This is a genomic window from Bacillus sp. PK3_68 (assembly GCF_003600835.1).
Classification (GTDB): Bacteria; Bacillota; Bacilli; order Bacillales; family Domibacillaceae; genus Pseudobacillus.
The window spans coordinates 3,474,184-3,490,000 of sequence record NZ_NQYC01000001.1 but is presented as its reverse complement, the minus strand read 5'-3'; the positions used below and the strand labels follow the sequence as shown (position 1 = coordinate 3,490,000).

The 15,817-nt window shown below is 42.4% G+C and carries 13 protein-coding genes, 1 rRNA gene and 1 pseudogene (1 of these 15 cut by a window edge); 3 read left to right on the top strand and 12 right to left on the bottom strand.

Annotated features, from left to right (window positions below):
• Positions 1-1,463, bottom strand: a 16S ribosomal RNA gene (locus CJ483_RS17535) (it extends 91 nt beyond the left edge of the window).
• Positions 1,464-1,719: 256 nt separating this feature from the next.
• Positions 1,720-2,589 (bottom strand): nucleotidyltransferase-like protein, encoded by an 870-nt coding sequence (locus CJ483_RS17530; protein ID WP_120036392.1) that lies wholly within the window; start codon positions 2,587-2,589, stop codon positions 1,720-1,722.
• A gap of 147 nt (positions 2,590-2,736) precedes the next feature.
• On the opposite strand from CJ483_RS17530, the gene CJ483_RS17525 reads away from it, so the two are divergent.
• Positions 2,737-3,087 (top strand): YgzB family protein, encoded by a 351-nt coding sequence (locus CJ483_RS17525; protein ID WP_120036391.1) that lies wholly within the window; start codon positions 2,737-2,739, stop codon positions 3,085-3,087.
• Between the two features lie 32 nt (positions 3,088-3,119).
• Here the strand turns inward: CJ483_RS17525 and perR are convergent, their stop codons facing one another.
• From perR to CJ483_RS17505, 4 genes are all read right to left on the bottom strand, one after another.
• Complete coding sequence (perR, locus tag CJ483_RS17520; protein WP_120036390.1) at positions 3,120-3,572, bottom strand: peroxide-responsive transcriptional repressor PerR; 453 nt, start codon at positions 3,570-3,572, stop codon at positions 3,120-3,122.
• Between the two features lie 138 nt (positions 3,573-3,710).
• A complete protein-coding gene (locus CJ483_RS17515) occupies positions 3,711-4,658 on the bottom strand; it encodes a D-2-hydroxyacid dehydrogenase (protein WP_120036389.1) in 948 nt (315 codons plus the stop codon).
• Between the two features lie 19 nt (positions 4,659-4,677).
• Positions 4,678-5,148, bottom strand: a complete 471-nt coding sequence (bcp, locus tag CJ483_RS17510) for a thioredoxin-dependent thiol peroxidase (RefSeq protein ID WP_120036388.1) — start codon at positions 5,146-5,148, stop codon at positions 4,678-4,680.
• Between the two features lie 103 nt (positions 5,149-5,251).
• Positions 5,252-5,653 carry a potassium channel family protein gene (locus CJ483_RS17505; protein ID WP_120036387.1) on the bottom strand — a complete coding sequence of 134 codons (402 nt, stop codon included), beginning with the start codon at positions 5,651-5,653 and terminating at the stop codon, positions 5,252-5,254.
• A 139-nt stretch (positions 5,654-5,792) separates the two neighbouring features.
• Here CJ483_RS17505 and CJ483_RS17500 point away from each other — a divergent pair, with 139 nt between their 5' ends.
• Together CJ483_RS17500 and CJ483_RS17495 are read left to right on the top strand one after the other, a co-directional pair.
• The gene (locus CJ483_RS17500) at positions 5,793-7,082 is read left to right on the top strand and encodes a glutamate-1-semialdehyde 2,1-aminomutase (protein WP_120036386.1); all 1,290 of its coding nucleotides are present in this window, start codon (positions 5,793-5,795) and stop codon (positions 7,080-7,082) included.
• Between the two features lie 53 nt (positions 7,083-7,135).
• Positions 7,136-8,215: an FUSC family protein gene (locus tag CJ483_RS17495; RefSeq protein WP_120036385.1), complete on the top strand. Its 1,080-nt coding sequence runs from the start codon at positions 7,136-7,138 to the stop codon at positions 8,213-8,215.
• Between the two features lie 32 nt (positions 8,216-8,247).
• On the opposite strand, the gene CJ483_RS17490 is transcribed toward CJ483_RS17495, so the two are convergent.
• The 6 genes and pseudogenes from CJ483_RS17490 to CJ483_RS17465 form a co-directional block, all read right to left on the bottom strand.
• Complete coding sequence (locus tag CJ483_RS17490) at positions 8,248-9,162, bottom strand: ABC transporter permease (RefSeq protein ID WP_120036384.1); 915 nt, start codon at positions 9,160-9,162, stop codon at positions 8,248-8,250.
• A gap of 14 nt (positions 9,163-9,176) precedes the next feature.
• A complete protein-coding gene (locus CJ483_RS17485) occupies positions 9,177-10,181 on the bottom strand; it encodes an ABC transporter permease (protein WP_120036383.1) in 1,005 nt (334 codons plus the stop codon).
• Between the two features lie 82 nt (positions 10,182-10,263).
• Entirely contained in the window at positions 10,264-11,871 is a 1,608-nt protein-coding gene (locus CJ483_RS17480) for an ABC transporter substrate-binding protein (RefSeq protein WP_120036382.1), read from the bottom strand.
• Between the two features lie 43 nt (positions 11,872-11,914).
• Complete coding sequence (locus tag CJ483_RS17475) at positions 11,915-12,883, bottom strand: ABC transporter ATP-binding protein (protein WP_120036381.1); 969 nt, start codon at positions 12,881-12,883, stop codon at positions 11,915-11,917.
• Positions 12,880-13,868, bottom strand: a pseudogene (locus CJ483_RS17470) (ABC transporter ATP-binding protein). The gene CJ483_RS17475 and the pseudogene CJ483_RS17470 overlap by 4 nt, the downstream one beginning before the upstream one ends.
• Before the next feature lie 164 nt (positions 13,869-14,032).
• Positions 14,033-15,781 carry an ABC transporter ATP-binding protein gene (locus CJ483_RS17465; RefSeq protein WP_120036380.1) on the bottom strand — a complete coding sequence of 583 codons (1,749 nt, stop codon included), beginning with the start codon at positions 15,779-15,781 and terminating at the stop codon, positions 14,033-14,035.
• Between the last annotated feature and the right edge of the window lie 36 nt (positions 15,782-15,817).

Here is a 15,817-nt window from a genome sequence, read left to right as displayed (position 1 = left end):
TAAGGGTTACCCCACCGACTTCGGGTGTTGCAAACTCTCGTGGTGTGACGGGCGGTGTGTACAAGGCCCGGGAACGTATTCACCGCGGCATGCTGATCCGCGATTACTAGCGATTCCGGCTTCATGCAGGCGAGTTGCAGCCTGCAATCCGAACTGAGAATGGTTTTATGGGATTGGCTAAACCTTGCGGTCTTGCAGCCCTTTGTGCCATCCATTGTAGCACGTGTGTAGCCCAGGTCATAAGGGGCATGATGATTTGACGTCATCCCCACCTTCCTCCGGTTTGTCACCGGCAGTCACCTTAGAGTGCCCAACTGAATGCTGGCAACTAAGATCAAGGGTTGCGCTCGTTGCGGGACTTAACCCAACATCTCACGACACGAGCTGACGACAACCATGCACCACCTGTCACCGCTGTCCCCGAAGGGAAAGATCTGTCTCCAGACCGGTCAGCGGGATGTCAAGACCTGGTAAGGTTCTTCGCGTTGCTTCGAATTAAACCACATGCTCCACCGCTTGTGCGGGCCCCCGTCAATTCCTTTGAGTTTCAGCCTTGCGGCCGTACTCCCCAGGCGGAGTGCTTAATGCGTTAGCTGCAGCACTGAAGGGCGGAAACCCCCCAACACTTAGCACTCATCGTTTACGGCGTGGACTACCAGGGTATCTAATCCTGTTCGCTCCCCACGCTTTCGCGCCTCAGCGTCAGTTACAGACCAGAGAGCCGCCTTCGCCACTGGTGTTCCTCCACATCTCTACGCATTTCACCGCTACACGTGGAATTCCGCTCTCCTCTTCTGCACTCAAGCCTCCCAGTTTCCAATGACCCTCCACGGTTGAGCCGTGGGCTTTCACATCAGACTTAAGAAGCCGCCTGCGCGCGCTTTACGCCCAATAATTCCGGACAACGCTTGCCACCTACGTATTACCGCGGCTGCTGGCACGTAGTTAGCCGTGGCTTTCTGGTCAGGTACCGTCAAGGTACCAACAGTTACTTTGGTACTTGTTCTTCCCTGACAACAGAGCTTTACGATCCGAAAACCTTCTTCACTCACGCGGCGTTGCTCCGTCAGACTTTCGTCCATTGCGGAAGATTCCCTACTGCTGCCTCCCGTAGGAGTCTGGGCCGTGTCTCAGTCCCAGTGTGGCCGATCACCCTCTCAGGTCGGCTACGCATCGTCGCCTTGGTGAGCCGTTACCTCACCAACTAGCTAATGCGCCGCGGGTCCATCTGTAAGTGACAGCTAAAAGCCGCCTTTCCATTCTTCTTCATGCGAAGAAAAAGAATATCCGGTATTAGCCCCGGTTTCCCGGAGTTATCCCAGTCTTACAGGCAGGTTACCCACGTGTTACTCACCCGTCCGCCGCTAACTTGAACAGAGCAAGCTCCGTCAAGTCCGCTCGACTTGCATGTATTAGGCACGCCGCCAGCGTTCGTCCTGAGCCAGGATCAAACTCTCCAAAAAGATTGTTTGCATAGCTCATTAAATAAAAATAAGAATTAACTTACTGGCATGTATTTTGTTCAGTTTTCAAAGATCAATTTTTCGCCATTTCTTTAACAGCGACTTTTTTAATATACCATATTATTTCTTTCTCGTCAAAGCTTTTTCAAAACTTTTTTTGAGATATTAGTGCGTCGCCGTTGTTCATTGTCGTCAGCGACGCTTACTAATATAACAAGTTTTTTAAAAACCGTCAACACTTTTTTCGAAAAAACTTTTATTCATTCGTTACACGGTAATATCTATGGTAAATGCCCTGCCCTTTCGTTTGCACTTGTTGCTCTTCAACAAAGGACTTACCAACCAAGTATTCCAGTAAAACACTAAGATCTACTGCGTAATAATTGATCTCCGGGTGGTTTAAAAGCTCTTGGAATGACCACGCTTCTTTTTCTTTTAGAATAGAAAGTAAATGATCTGCCCCATTTTCTGTTCTTGAATGAATTAAAAAATCAATAGCAATGAACAAAAGCTCTAAGCGCTTCTCCAGCTCTTCGTCGCTCGTTAACAATTCTTCATACAACTTATAGATTTCCGGCTCCATCTGCTTCACCTGCAGCCAGACCGTTACTTCAGGATAAAATCCATTTTCAATTACAGCAAGACGGGCAAGATGATGAAGGGAATGCATGACATGATTATAGGCATCTAAGTAATGACCATTCTTAAAAAAGTCCCTTCCATACGTCCATCTTCTAATTAATTTAGAAAACTCTATCGCCATTTTTATTTTTCGGCCAAAGAAAGGAAACTCTCTCATTTCCTGTTTCATATGAAAGACATACTCATTTCGATCAAACAAAACTTTGCCATGATAGAGCCACTCAATAAACTTTCTGTTGTTGCCGAGAAGCAGCCATTCTTCCAGCTGTGCTTCTGTAACCGTATAAAGTGCTGCCTTTTTATCTCCATATATATACTGCTTTATGAAAACAGGCGATTCTGCTTCTTTTACTATAATAAGTAGAATGACGTCAAAACTCTCAGTAAAGGATGCTTCGTTTTCTTTCTTTTCTATTACAATAACACCCATGGTATTCTGTTGACTTGTCCGTTCCTGATAAAGCGGACGAAGGATATCATCCATAGTAATTCCTCCAAACGCGGGTTTCTTCTATTTCCATTCATTTCGACAAATTAAGAAAGAATCCTTTAAAACTTTTAAATTTGGAATATTCCTGTGCTTTTTCACTTACAAACTATGATATAGTTTATTGTTAGGAGGTTAAAGAATATGGCCAGAAATTATTCAAGTAAAATTAACCGGATTCGCACATTCGCTCTTAGCTTAATCTTTATCGGCATTGTTATTATGTATGCAGGAATCTTCTTTAGACAATCTCCTTTTTGGATGACACTGTTTATGCTAATTGGCTTACTGTCGATTATTGCCAGTACGGTCGTTTACTTTTGGATTGGCATGTTATCCACTAAAGCAGTACAGGTTATCTGTCCTAGCTGTGGAAAACCAACAAAAATGCTTGGCCGTGTAGACATGTGCATGCATTGTAAAGAGCCTCTTACACTCGATCAAAGTCTGGAAGGCAAAGAATTTGATGAAGGCTATAATCGCAAAAAGAAATAAAAAGAATTGTTCGTTTAACGAACAATTCTTTTTTAATGAACTTCTTTACTTGTTGTACATTCCGGACACGTGCCATACACTTCCATCCGATGATGACTAACTTTAAACCCTGTTACATGCGATGCAAGCTGTTCTACTTCATCCAGGCCGGGGTAGTGGAAATCAACAATCTTTCCGCACTCTTCGCAAATAACGTGATAGTGATCTGTTGTAACGAAATCAAATCGGCTGGATGCATCTCCATACGTAAGTTCTTTTACAAGACCGACTTCACGAAATACCCGCAGATTGTTGTAAACTGTTGCCACGCTCATATTAGGAAATTTTCCTTCAAGCGCTTTGTATATATCGTCTGCTGTTGGGTGGGTCATAGATTGAATTAAAAACTCAAGTATCGCATGACGCTGAGGAGTAATCCGAACGCCAGTTGCTTTTAACGTATCCAACGCTTCCTGTAGATGATTATGCTCATGAGACACCGTCATGCACCTCTTTTCTTTCTAAAAGGTATTATTATATTATAATCTTTATAATTAGTGTACTAATTCTTTCTATACTTTGTCAATAAAAAAGAAACCTTTACAGGACAATCAGCTCTAAAGGTTCTTGATTTTTCTTACTTATTAATATCCCTTTTTCAAATTCACTTTATTCTCATAATCAGACCCGTTTTCTTTATATATTTCCAGATTATGCATAAATATTTCCAACGCTCGCGGTACATACTCGCTTGTTACGCTTGAAATATGAGGAGTAATTGTTACTCTTTCCTCATTCCAAAGTGGATGCTTCTCTGGCAGAGGCTCTTCTGTAAACACATCCAGATAAGCATGAGCAATCTCTTTATTTTGCAGCGCATTCATTAAAACCTCATCTTCAAGCAGATCGCCACGGCCAACATTAATGAAAACAGCCGTTTCTTTCATCGCTTTAAAATGCTTTTCCTTAAGCAAATGCTTTGTTTCATCTGTACTTGGCAAAACAGACACAATAAAGTCCGCTTCCGGAAGAAGCATAGATAATTTGTCCATTGTATAGATTTCGTCAAAACAGTCACTCTGATGCCCGCTGCGATTGACTCCAATCGTGCCCATTCGAAATGCCTTGGCGAGCCGGGCAATCTCCGTTCCAATGGCTCCTGTACCTAACACAAGCAAATGCTTGCCTGCTAATTCTCCAATTTCCAATCTCTTGTTCCATATCTTTTTCTTCTGCAGATCGAGCAATTCTGGAAAGCGTTTTACATGGTTAAGCATATAGCCCATTGTAAATTCAGCCATCGGAATTTTATGTATGCCCTTGGCGTTAGTTACTAAAATGCCTCTTTTTTCAATTGCTTTGAAAGGCATTTTTTCCATGCCTGCAGACGCTACCATAATCCATTGTAAGTTCGTGCAGCTATTGATATGGTATTCCGTTAAGTCTTCACCGAATGTAACAATTACTTCAGCTTCCGACAAATTTTCTGCTTCATCTATCGATTTATAATAACTAAACTCTTCCTCAGGGAATGCCATGCTTAGTTTTCCTTGCCACGCCCGTGGAGGCCGAAAAGTAAATATAATCTTCATTTCTCTCCTCCTTATTTCTTTAGGATAATTGTTCTTTAATAAACTGAAGCGCTTCCTCTACATGCCCCGCTACCTTTACTTTTCTCCATTCCTTAACTAACTTTCCTTCTGAATCGATCACAAAAGTAGAACGCTCAATCCCCATGTACTCTTTGCCGAAGTTCTTCTTTAGCTTCCAAACATCATATAATTCGCATACTTCATGATTTTCATCTGCAAGTAGTAAAAACGGCAGGTCGTACTTGTCAATAAATTTCTCATGACGAGCAACAGGGTCTGTGCTCACTCCCAAAATCACTGTTTCTAGATCACTAAACTGGTCATGCTTATCACGAAAATCACAAGCTTGTGTCGTGCACCCTGGAGTCATGTCTTTTGGATAAAAATAAAGAACAACATTTTTGCCCCTGTAATCAGATAAACCTACTTTTTCTCCATTGTTTGCTATTAATTTAAAATCCGGGGCTACTTCTCCTATCTTTGCTACCATTTTTCTCTCTCCTTTGCTTTAAATAAGATAAATAACCAGATTCATTCGTCTGAATTATCTTATTACTAGCGTAGCGGATGGGAAAAAATATGGCAAATAATAATTAGTTATTGTCTTTTTCCAGCATAGTACGCACTACAAAAGCTGTAGGGATTGTGTAGCCTATCCATGCTTCAATAAGAGCGACCCATCGGCCTGCCCCCTCAGGCACGATATCACCGTAACCCACCGAAAAAAGTGTGATGCCACTAAAGTAGAGTGAACTAAAGAATTTGTCCCAAAAATTAACAGCGCCCGCTTCCTCTCCCGTCCAAACAGCTTGTCCATTAAGCTGCAATAATGTATAGATTAAAGCAAAGCCGATCATAAGTGTTAAATACAAGCAGCCAAAATATAAGAAGTAATGAAAGGATAAGTAACGATTCTGAGGCTGTCCCGGAGCAAACATGCCTTTTATACTCATTGTTAAACAAAAAACTACTGCGCTAAAAATTGCAGGAGTCATGCTTCCGCCTCCCATTGCTGCTCACTTTTCTCTTATATATATGCTGGCTATAATCTGTTTATGATTGACGGACTTCCGTTGCTTAAACGGCAAGGCAAGTCTAAAATGAATATGTATCTATCACCAAGGAGGCCTATACATGCAACACACTAATTCTGAGCAGCTTCATCAAGAAGCACTAAAACATATTGTGGGAGGAGTAAACAGCCCTTCACGTTCTTACAAAGCCGTTGGCGGGGGCTCGCCTGTAGCTATGGAGAGAGGAAAAGGAGCCTATTTCTGGGATGTAGATGGCAATCAGTACATTGATTATCTTGCTGCCTATGGCCCGATTATTACTGGGCACGCACACCCGCATATTACGGAGGCAATTAAAGAAGCAGCTGAAAAAGGCGTGCTGTATGGTACACCAACACCGTATGAAGTCACCTTTGCAAAAATGTTGAAAGAAGCTATTCCAAGCATGGATAAGGTTCGATTTGTCAACAGCGGGACAGAGGCTGTGATGACAACAATCCGTGTAGCTCGCGCTTATACAGGACGCGACAAGATTATTAAATTTGCCGGCTGTTATCATGGACATTCTGATTTAGTTTTGGTAGCAGCAGGATCAGGACCTTCTACGTTAGGAACGCCCGATTCTGCGGGGGTACCAAAAAGTATTGCTCAAGAGGTTATTACAGTTCCATTTAACGAAACAGAGCCATTGAAAGAAGCATTAGAAAAATGGGGCGAAGAGATTGCTGCGGTTCTTATTGAACCAATCGTCGGTAATTTTGGTATTGTCGAACCGAAACCAGGCTTTTTGGAAGAAGTCAAAAAACTGACACACGAAGCCGGCGCATTGCTCATTTTTGATGAGGTCATCACTGGCTTCCGTTTCATGTATGGAGGAGCACAGGATCTATTAGGCATTACGCCTGATTTAACAGCCATGGGAAAAATTATTGGTGGCGGTCTACCAATCGGCGCCTACGGCGGCCGCAAAGAGATCATGGAGGAAGTAGCTCCGCTTGGTCCGGCTTATCAGGCAGGAACCATGGCTGGCAACCCGGCCTCTATGCTTGCTGGTATCGCTTGCCTTGAAGTGCTTCAAAAAGAAGGAGTATACGAGGAATTGGATCGCCTCGGTGCTATTCTTGAAGAAGGCATTTTAGCATCAGCCCAAAAATATAATACCCCTATCACAATTAATCGTTTAAAAGGTGCTTTAACCATTTACTTTACAAACGAGAAGGTTGTGAACTATGAACAAGCAGAGGCAACAGATGGAGAAATGTTTGGTCGCTTCTTCAAATTAATGCTTTCTCAAGGAATTCATCTTGCCCCATCCAAGTACGAAGCATGGTTCTTAACAACTGAGCATACAGATGAAGATGTTGAGAAAACATTGCAGGCAGTAGATTTTGCTTTTTCTCAATTGCGTTAAGTGATATAATCTTCACCTAATACACTTACACTGAGAAAGGAATCATTTTATTTATGAAGCTGGGTGCACGAATTTTTAAAACGGGAATCGCTATTGTCTTAGCTTTATTCGTTTCCACGCTATTAGGCCTGCCTTCCCCGGTTTTTGCAGGCATCGCAGCAGTGTTCGCTATTCAGCCTACTATTTATCGTTCTTATTTAACTTTAATTCAACAAGTACAGGCAAACATTATAGGAGCAGCAATTGGCATCTCATTTGTGCTTTTATTCGGAAATCACATTGTATTTGTAGGGCTGGCAGCTATCGTCGCCTTAATTATCATGGTGAAGCTGCATTTAGAAAAATCCATTGGTCTTGCATTAGTTACATTGATGGTTATCATGGAGTTACAGAATGAACATTTTATTCAATTCTCCTTGATCCGCTTTATCACTATTATGATTGGGGTACTATCAGCCTCAGCTGTGAACTTAGTCTTTCTGCCTCCACAATATGAAACAAAGCTGTTCGGGCAAATTAATCAGGTAACTGAGGACACATTAAAATGGATTCGTCTAAGTTTGCGAACCGGAACGGACTATCACGTTTTAAAAAAGGACATCAGCAAGATTCGCGAGCGGCTCATAACAGTTGATAATCTTTATTTAATGTATAAAGAAGACCGCGGAACACTGAAACGAAATCTCACTTCTAAAAAACGAAAAATGGTTCTATACCGTAAGATGATCTTAGCCACTCGTAGAAGCTACGATATACTGCGAAGGATGAATCAATTTGAAAACGACATCTCTCTTCTAACGCCGGAATTACAAAAGACCCTTGTTGATTATCTTGATTCATTGATGAGCTATCATGAACATTTGCTTTTACGCTTTATTGGCAAAATAAAAACAACGGTTGAGATAGAGGACGTTTTTGAAATGGGCGTAGATCGGGAACAGTTTATGTCTCTGTTTACTGCTGAAATCAAGTCGAGCACTTCCGATGAAGATGATTTTTCTGTCCACCTGCTCCATCTCCTTTCCTCTGTTCTGGAATATGGGGAAAACTTGGAGCACCTTGATCAGCTCATTACAAGCTTTTCAAAATTTCATCCTGATGACCAACTTCCTGAGTTTGAAGAAGGTGAATAAAACCAGCTGCCAATGGCAGCTGGTTTTATTCATTAGTTTTTCATCCGGGGATCAAGTGCATCACGTAGCCCATCCCCCATTAAATTGAAGCCAAGCACCGTTAGCATAATCGCAATACCTGGGAAAAACACAGTCCATGGTGCCTGCATAATAAAATCTTTTGAATCCGCAAGCATTTTTCCCCACTCGGGTGTTGGTGGCTGGGCACCCATGCCGAGAAATCCGAGAGCCGCCGCTTCAATAATTGCTGTAGCAATAGCTAATGTTCCTTGGACAATAATGGGGGCCATACTATTTGGCAAAACATGATGAAGTAAAATTCGGCTGTCTTTCATCCCAATGGCTTTAGCCGCTGTAATATATTCTTCTTCCTTGACGGTTAGCACTTTGGCTCGGACAAGCCGCCCGAATGTTGGCACATTAATAATAGCAATGGCAATCAAAGCATTTTGCAAAGACGGTCCTAGCATAGCCACAACAGCAATGGCCAGCAGAATACTTGGGAACGCAAGCAAAATATCAAACAGACGGGAGATAATTGTATCCACCCATATACCATAATAACCGGCAATAATACCAAGGCTTGAGCCTACAATAACTGAACCAGCTACTGAGACAAACCCTACCCACAAAGAAATACGAGCTCCGTAAACGACTCGGCTAAAAATATCACGGCCAAATTCATCTGTTCCAAACCAGTGCTTGGAAGAGGGCGGCAAGTGCTTGTTGGCCAGCACGGTTTCCTTAAAGCCATAAGGAGCAATTAAATCAGCAAAGATGGCTAGCAATATAAAGAAAGAAACAAGGCCGGCACCAAACAGGGCAGCTTTATTTTTTCGAAACCTCCGCCAAACATCGACCCACGGTGAAACTGTTTTTTCTTCCTGGTTTATCTTCACGTCAGGTCCGGACGGAGGCAGCTGAGTCTGTTCTGCAATTTCTGTCATGTAGGCATCCCCCTTTAACGGTATTTAATCCGCGGATCAATTGCGGCATATAAGAGATCAACAACCAAATTAATACAAACAAAAATGGCAGCAACGACTAAAATACCAGATTGAATGACAGGATAGTCACGGAATTGAATGGCACCATAAATATAGTTACCAATGCCTGGCCATCCAAAGATTGTCTCTGTCAATATCGCGCCGCCTAGCAGCAAACCAGTCTGCAGTCCGATAATGGTTAAGATAGGAATAAATGCGTTTCTTAAAGAATGTTTATACACTACTTTAAGCATGCTCATCCCTTTCGCTCTCGCAGTCCGAATGTAGTCAGAACGCATAACTTCAAGCATACTTGAACGAGTGATTCTAGCAATAATAGCCATCGGAATCGTTGCAAGGGCTATGCCCGGCAAGATCAAATGCTTAATGACTTCAACAAATTGGTCGAAACGTCCTTGTAAGAGGGTATCTAGCAAATATAGATGAGTAATAGGCGTTATAGGATCACGAATATTATCCCGTCCGGTTGTTGGTAGCCAATCAAGCTTGATAGAAAAAACATATTGCTCCATCAATCCAAGCCAGAAGATCGGCATAGACACGCCAATCAGGGCGAATATCATTAACAAATAATCAAACCAGGAATTTTGAAACCAAGCGGAGATAATACCAGCATTAACACCTACCACCACAGCAACAATCATAGCGAATAAAGCAAGCTCAATGGTGGCCGCCAAATAAGGCCAAATTTCTTCACTGATTGGGCTTCTCGTTCTAAATGATTCTCCCAGATCACCGGTGAACAGGTTTTTTAAATAATCGATAAATTGAATGTATAATGGCCGATCAAGCCCCATTTCTTTTGTAAGAGCAGCTACCGCTTCCGGTGACGCTTGCTGACCGAGCAAAATTTGTGCTGGACTGCCGGGGATCGCATGGATAAGCGAAAAGACAATTAAAGTCATCCCTAATAAAACCGGAATTAGCATGGATAGGCGCCGAATTGTATAAGCAAACATGTGCTCACCTGCTTTCAGTAATTAATTCCATTCTGGCTTATCGAAAAATAGAGGAGGAGCTTTCCCGCTCCTCCTCCCATTCTTATTTAATCGATACATCCCCCATTGGCTGTGAACCAGTTGGATGTGGGAAGAAGCCTTCAATCGTACTTTTTCCTGCCAGCAACGGAGTAGAATGGGCCAGCGGTACCCATGGGGCATCCGTATGAATGATCTCTTGTGCTTTTTTATACAATTCTGCACGCTTCGCTTCATCTGTTTCTGCTTGTGCTTCCAACAGAAGCTTATGAACATCTTCATTAGCGTAGCGAGAGTAGTTATTCGATCCAATCGCATCTTTATCAAGAAGTGTGTACAAGAAGTTATCGGCATCACCGTTATCTCCTGTCCAGCCGAGCATGAATAGAGGAGCCTCTCCCGCCTGTACTTTTTCGAGATAAGTCGCCCATTCCATTGTTACGATATTAGCCTTCACGCCGATCTTTTCAAAATCAGCCTGCAGTGCTTCTGCCACTTTTTGTCCATTCGGCATATATGGACGCGGCACTGGCATTGCCCATAAATCTACTTTGAATCCATCTTTGTATCCAGCTTCAACTAGTAGTTTCTTGGCTTTATCAAGATCGAAATCATAATCTTTTATTTCATCGTTATAACCGTTAAGAGTTGGCGGCATTGGGTTCTTAGCAGGTTCTGCTGTTCCCTCGTAGAAGTTTTTGATTAAAGCTTCTTTATTTACTGCGTAGCTGAGTGCCTGACGCACTTTCGGATTGTTAAAAGGCTCTTTTTCTACGTTAAAGCCCAGATACCCTACGTTTAAAGAAGGTCTCTCAAATAATTGAAGGTTTTTATCACTTTTTACCTTTTCAGCATCGCTTGGATTTAAGCCATCGATTAAGTCTACTTCTCCTTTAACCAATGCATTTAAGCGGGCAGAGTTGTCTTCAATTACTTTGAAAATTAACTTATCGACTTTAGGCTCTCCCTTTTTGTGATAATCCTCATTTTTTACAAGAGTGATCGTATCATTGCGTTTCCAGCTCTCAAATTTAAACGGACCTGTACCCACTGGATTTTCGCCATATTTATCCCCGTACTTTTCAATAGCTGTCGGGCTGGCAATAGCAAATGGTGACATTGCTAGGTTTTTCAAGAATGGCGCTTGTGGCTTGTTAAGCGTAAAGATAACTTTATTATCTCCTTCAGCCTTCACCTCTTTAATGATGGCCGTGTCACTGCCTTTAAAGCCGCCAAATTGAGAAGCAAAGTAGGCAAATTTCGCCTCATCATTGCTCGTCAGCCATCTTTCCACATTTTTCACAACGGCATCCGCATTAAAATCCGTGCCGTCTTGAAACTTGATTCCCTCTTCCAGTTCAAACGTATACGTTAAACCATCTTCAGATATTTTCCAGTCCTTAGCAAGTCCCGGAACGATATCTGTCGTTTCTTTATCAAAGTTTACAAGCGTTTCATATACCTGCTCTGCAATGATCAACGATTCCCCATCGGTAACAATAGCCGGGTCAAGTGAGACAGCATCTCCGCCGCGTCCATAAATTAATGTTCCGCCGCCTGCTCCCTCTCCTCCTTTGCTTTTGCCTCCATCGGAAGAATTTGACGAGCATCCGATTAATGCCATAGAAAGCACTAACAGGAGTGATAACATCCCCAAAAGCCTTTTCTTCATGTTTCTTCCCCCTCATGTCTCTAAATTTATAATTACAACTGTCTCAGTCATATAAATGACAAGCAGTGTAATGACCTGGTTCCACTTCTTTAAAATCAGGCCGTACTGAGGCGCATGCCTCCATTACTTTTGGACAGCGCAAATGGAATGGACAGCCAGCCGGTGGATTGGCCGGACTTGGCACATCTCCTTTAAGGACAATTCTTTCTTTTTTATAAGCAACATCAGGAACCGGTACAGCAGACAACAACGCTTGAGTATAAGGGTGTTTTGGTGAATCATATAGTGCTTCACTGTCTGCCAGCTCCATCATCTGACCTAGATACATGACCCCTACACGATCACTTATATGACGCACGACGCCCAGATCATGGGCAATAAATAAATAAGTAAGTCCAAATTCCTTTTGTAGATCCTGCAGCAAATTTAACACTTGCGCCTGGATAGATACGTCAAGAGCAGATACCGGTTCGTCAGCAACAATTAGCTTGGGATGAACAGCAAGCGCTCTGGCAATGCCGATACGCTGTCGCTGTCCACCTGAAAATTGGTGAGGATAGCGCTTCGCATGCCAGCTGCTTAACCCTACTGTTTCCAATAGCTCCCGAACACGTTTTTTACGCTCTTCTTTGTTCTTCACCCCATGCACAATGAGCGGTTCCTCAAGAATCTTTTCGACTGTATGGCGCGGATTCAGTGAAGCGAATGGGTCCTGAAATACCATTTGAATTTCTTTGCGCATCTTTCGCATTTCTTCTTTCGATAACTTTGTTAAATCCCGCCCCTCAAATTCGATCTTCCCTTCTGTGGGATCAAGCAGGCGGAGAAGCATGCGGCCAGTTGTGGACTTGCCACATCCACTCTCCCCCACCAGCCCTAGCGTTTCACCTTTATTAATATAAAAAGAAATGTCATCCACAGCTTTTACTTCTCCGACTTTACGCCCGAGCAAGCCGCCGTGAATGGGGAAAAACTTCTTCAAGTTGTCCACTTTTAATAAAGTTTCTGTCATACAATGTACTCCTTTTCCTCTTCATACAACCAGCAACAGACTTTTTGGCCGTTTGGTAACGCTTTCAATTCTGGCGTTTCCTTTAAGCACTTTTCATGGGCTTGGCTACAGCGCGGAGCAAATTGGCAGCCGATCTTTAAACTGCCTGGCTTCGGCACATTTCCCGGTATAGAGAACAATCGCCGTTTTTTCTTGCGCATATCAGGAACTGACTGGAGCAAACCGATGGTGTAAGGGTGAGACGGATTTTTAAAAATTGATTCGACCGGCCCTTCTTCCACAATCCTGCCTGCATACATAACGATAACCCGCTGACAAATTTCAGCAACGACTCCTAAATCATGTGTAATCATAATAATTGCAGTATCTGTCTCTTCGTTTAATTTTTTCATCAATTCCAGAATCTGAGCTTGAATGGTTACATCAAGGGCGGTTGTTGGCTCATCCGCAATCAATATTTGCGGATTGCAAATCATTGCCATGGCAATCATCACACGCTGTCTCATCCCTCCTGATAATTGATGGGGATATTCATTAATCAATTCATCAGCACGAGGAAGTCCAACCTTTTTCAGCATAGCAATCGATTGCTGAATCGCCTCTTTTTGGATAACTTTTTATTGTGAAGCCGCAGCGCTTCTGTTAATTGGCTCCCAATTGTAAATAACGGATTTAAGCTAGTCATCGGCTCTTGAAAGATCATAGCAATGTCATTGCCACGTACTTGACGCATTCTTTTTTCAGAAGCTTGCGTTAAATTTTCCCCTCTGTATAAAATTTCTCCCTCTACTTTGCTTGTTAGAGCAGGAACAAGACCCATAATGGATAAAGAGGTGACGCTTTTTCCGCACCCTGATTCACCGACTATGCCGAGAACTTCTCCAGCGTTTACATGAAAATCCACTTCATTTACAACTGTTAATGGCCCGTCATCAGTGAAGAAGGAGGTTTTTAAATTTTTTACATCTAGCACAGGAGTAGTCACAACTTATCCCCCTTTTATCTATGAAATGTTTTTACAAAATTATTACTCTTTTTCTAAATTTAAGAATATTGTAACAACTATTTTTTTGAAAGTCTATCCATATTTTGAAAATATATTATTTAGATATAAAAAAAAGCCTGAAGGGTTCCCCCTTCAGACCTAGACTAATTATCCAGCTGTTGCACTTGAAAAAGGCGGTGATATCCTCCTTTTTTTCTCATTAATTCGTCATGAGAGCCGCTTTCTACAATTTGGCCATGTTCGATTAATACGATGCGGTCGGCATGAGTAATCGTCGACAAGCGGTGAGCAACGATAAAGGTCGTCCGATCTTTTGCCAGCTTTTCCATTGCTCCTTGGATTAAATGCTCACTTTCTAGATCTAATGCTGAAGTGGCCTCATCTAATATAAGGATTGGCGGGTTCTTTAGAAACACCCGCGCAATAGCCACTCTCTGTTTCTGCCCTCCAGAGAGCTTCACTCCTCTTTCCCCTACCTTTGTATCATATCCTTGCGGCAGATTGACGATAAAATCATGGGCATTCGCTGCTTTAGCCGCTGCTATTATTTCTTCTTCTGTAGCATCGGGTTTCCCCAGCAAAATATTTGTTTTCACTGACTCACTGAATAAGATATTATCTTGCAGTACCATTCCTATATGGTCTCTTAAATCACGCACTTTAAAATCACGGATATCTGTTCCATCCAATGAAATCCGCCCGGATGTCACATCGTAAAAGCGGGGAATTAAACTGACGAGCGAAGATTTCCCGCCACCGCTCATGCCGACAAGAGCAATGGTTTCCCCAGCTTTCACATCTAATTGGATATTATGCAGAACTTCTTCCTCGTCTTTATCATAGGCAAAATGAACATTTTCAAAAACGATATGTCCTTTTACATCGCCTACATCTCTGGCATCTTCTCTGTCAGTAATATCGTATTTCTCATCGAGCAGTTCAAATACGCGGTCCATTGAAGCAATCGCCTGCGTCATCGTCGTAGACGAATTAACAAGCCGACGCAGCGGATTATACAAGCGGTCAACGTAAGCGATAAATGCCGCCATGGTTCCGACCGTTAATTCACCGTGGATCACTTGATATCCAGCGTAGCCAACAACGAGAAGCGGTGCAATATCGGTAATGGTATTCACAACCGCAAATGCTTTTGCATTCCAGCGCGTATGATCCAGCGCTTTTGTTAAAAAGTTTTTGTTTTGCACTTCAAACTGAGTTTGCTCATAATCCTCAATTGCAAAACTTTTGATCACGGACATCCCCTGTACTCGTTCATGTAAATAACTCTGCACTTCAGCTAATGCTTGAGAACGTGTTCTCGTCAGCTTGCGCAGGTTTCCAAAAAAATAACGGACAGATAGGCCATAGAATGGAAAAACAATGAGTGAGACGATTGTTAATTTTACATCCATTGTCAGCATGATGATCACAGCTATTAAAATCGTTGCTCCATCCAGCCAAACGTTCATTAATCCGGTGATGACGAAATTTTTGGTTTGTTCTACATCATTGATAACCCTTGAAATGACTTCTCCAGCCCGCGTATTGGCATAATACTTGAAGCTGAGCTTTTGAATGTGTGAAAATAAACGGTCACGAATATCATAAAGGATTTTACTGCCTGTCCATTGGGCAAAATATTGCCGATAATATTCGATCGGCGGGCGTAACACCACAAATAAAATAAGCATGCTGCCCAAGACCACCAGCAGTTGGTGCTGTTTTTCTGCTGTTGACATCGCTCCGTTGCCCACAATGTCATCAATTACATACTTGATAAGCACCGGAATTAATAAGGGAATCCCAAACTTTATAATACCGATCAGCAAAGTACCTATAATTTGCCAGAAGTACGGCCTTACAAATTGCATGTAGCGTTTAATTGCATCCAATCCTGTTCCCCCTCTAATCAAAATAAGAAAAAACCT

Bases quoted from the DNA above. Each gene is read 5' to 3' on its own strand.
- CJ483_RS17530 (WP_120036392.1), bottom strand. From the start codon at position 2,589: ATGGATGATATCCTTCGTCCGCTTTATCAGGAACGGACAAGTCAACAG.
- CJ483_RS17525 (WP_120036391.1), top strand. From the start codon at position 2,737: ATGGCCAGAAATTATTCAAGTAAAATTAACCGGATTCGCACATTCGCT.
- perR (WP_120036390.1), bottom strand. From the start codon at position 3,572: ATGACGGTGTCTCATGAGCATAATCATCTACAGGAAGCGTTGGATACG.
- CJ483_RS17515 (WP_120036389.1), bottom strand. From the start codon at position 4,658: ATGAAGATTATATTTACTTTTCGGCCTCCACGGGCGTGGCAAGGAAAA.
- bcp (WP_120036388.1), bottom strand. From the start codon at position 5,148: ATGGTAGCAAAGATAGGAGAAGTAGCCCCGGATTTTAAATTAATAGCA.
- CJ483_RS17505 (WP_120036387.1), bottom strand. From the start codon at position 5,653: ATGACTCCTGCAATTTTTAGCGCAGTAGTTTTTTGTTTAACAATGAGT.
- CJ483_RS17500 (WP_120036386.1), top strand. From the start codon at position 5,793: ATGCAACACACTAATTCTGAGCAGCTTCATCAAGAAGCACTAAAACAT.
- CJ483_RS17495 (WP_120036385.1), top strand. From the start codon at position 7,136: ATGAAGCTGGGTGCACGAATTTTTAAAACGGGAATCGCTATTGTCTTA.
- CJ483_RS17490 (WP_120036384.1), bottom strand. From the start codon at position 9,162: ATGACAGAAATTGCAGAACAGACTCAGCTGCCTCCGTCCGGACCTGAC.
- CJ483_RS17485 (WP_120036383.1), bottom strand. From the start codon at position 10,181: ATGTTTGCTTATACAATTCGGCGCCTATCCATGCTAATTCCGGTTTTA.
- CJ483_RS17480 (WP_120036382.1), bottom strand. From the start codon at position 11,871: ATGAAGAAAAGGCTTTTGGGGATGTTATCACTCCTGTTAGTGCTTTCT.
- CJ483_RS17475 (WP_120036381.1), bottom strand. From the start codon at position 12,883: ATGACAGAAACTTTATTAAAAGTGGACAACTTGAAGAAGTTTTTCCCC.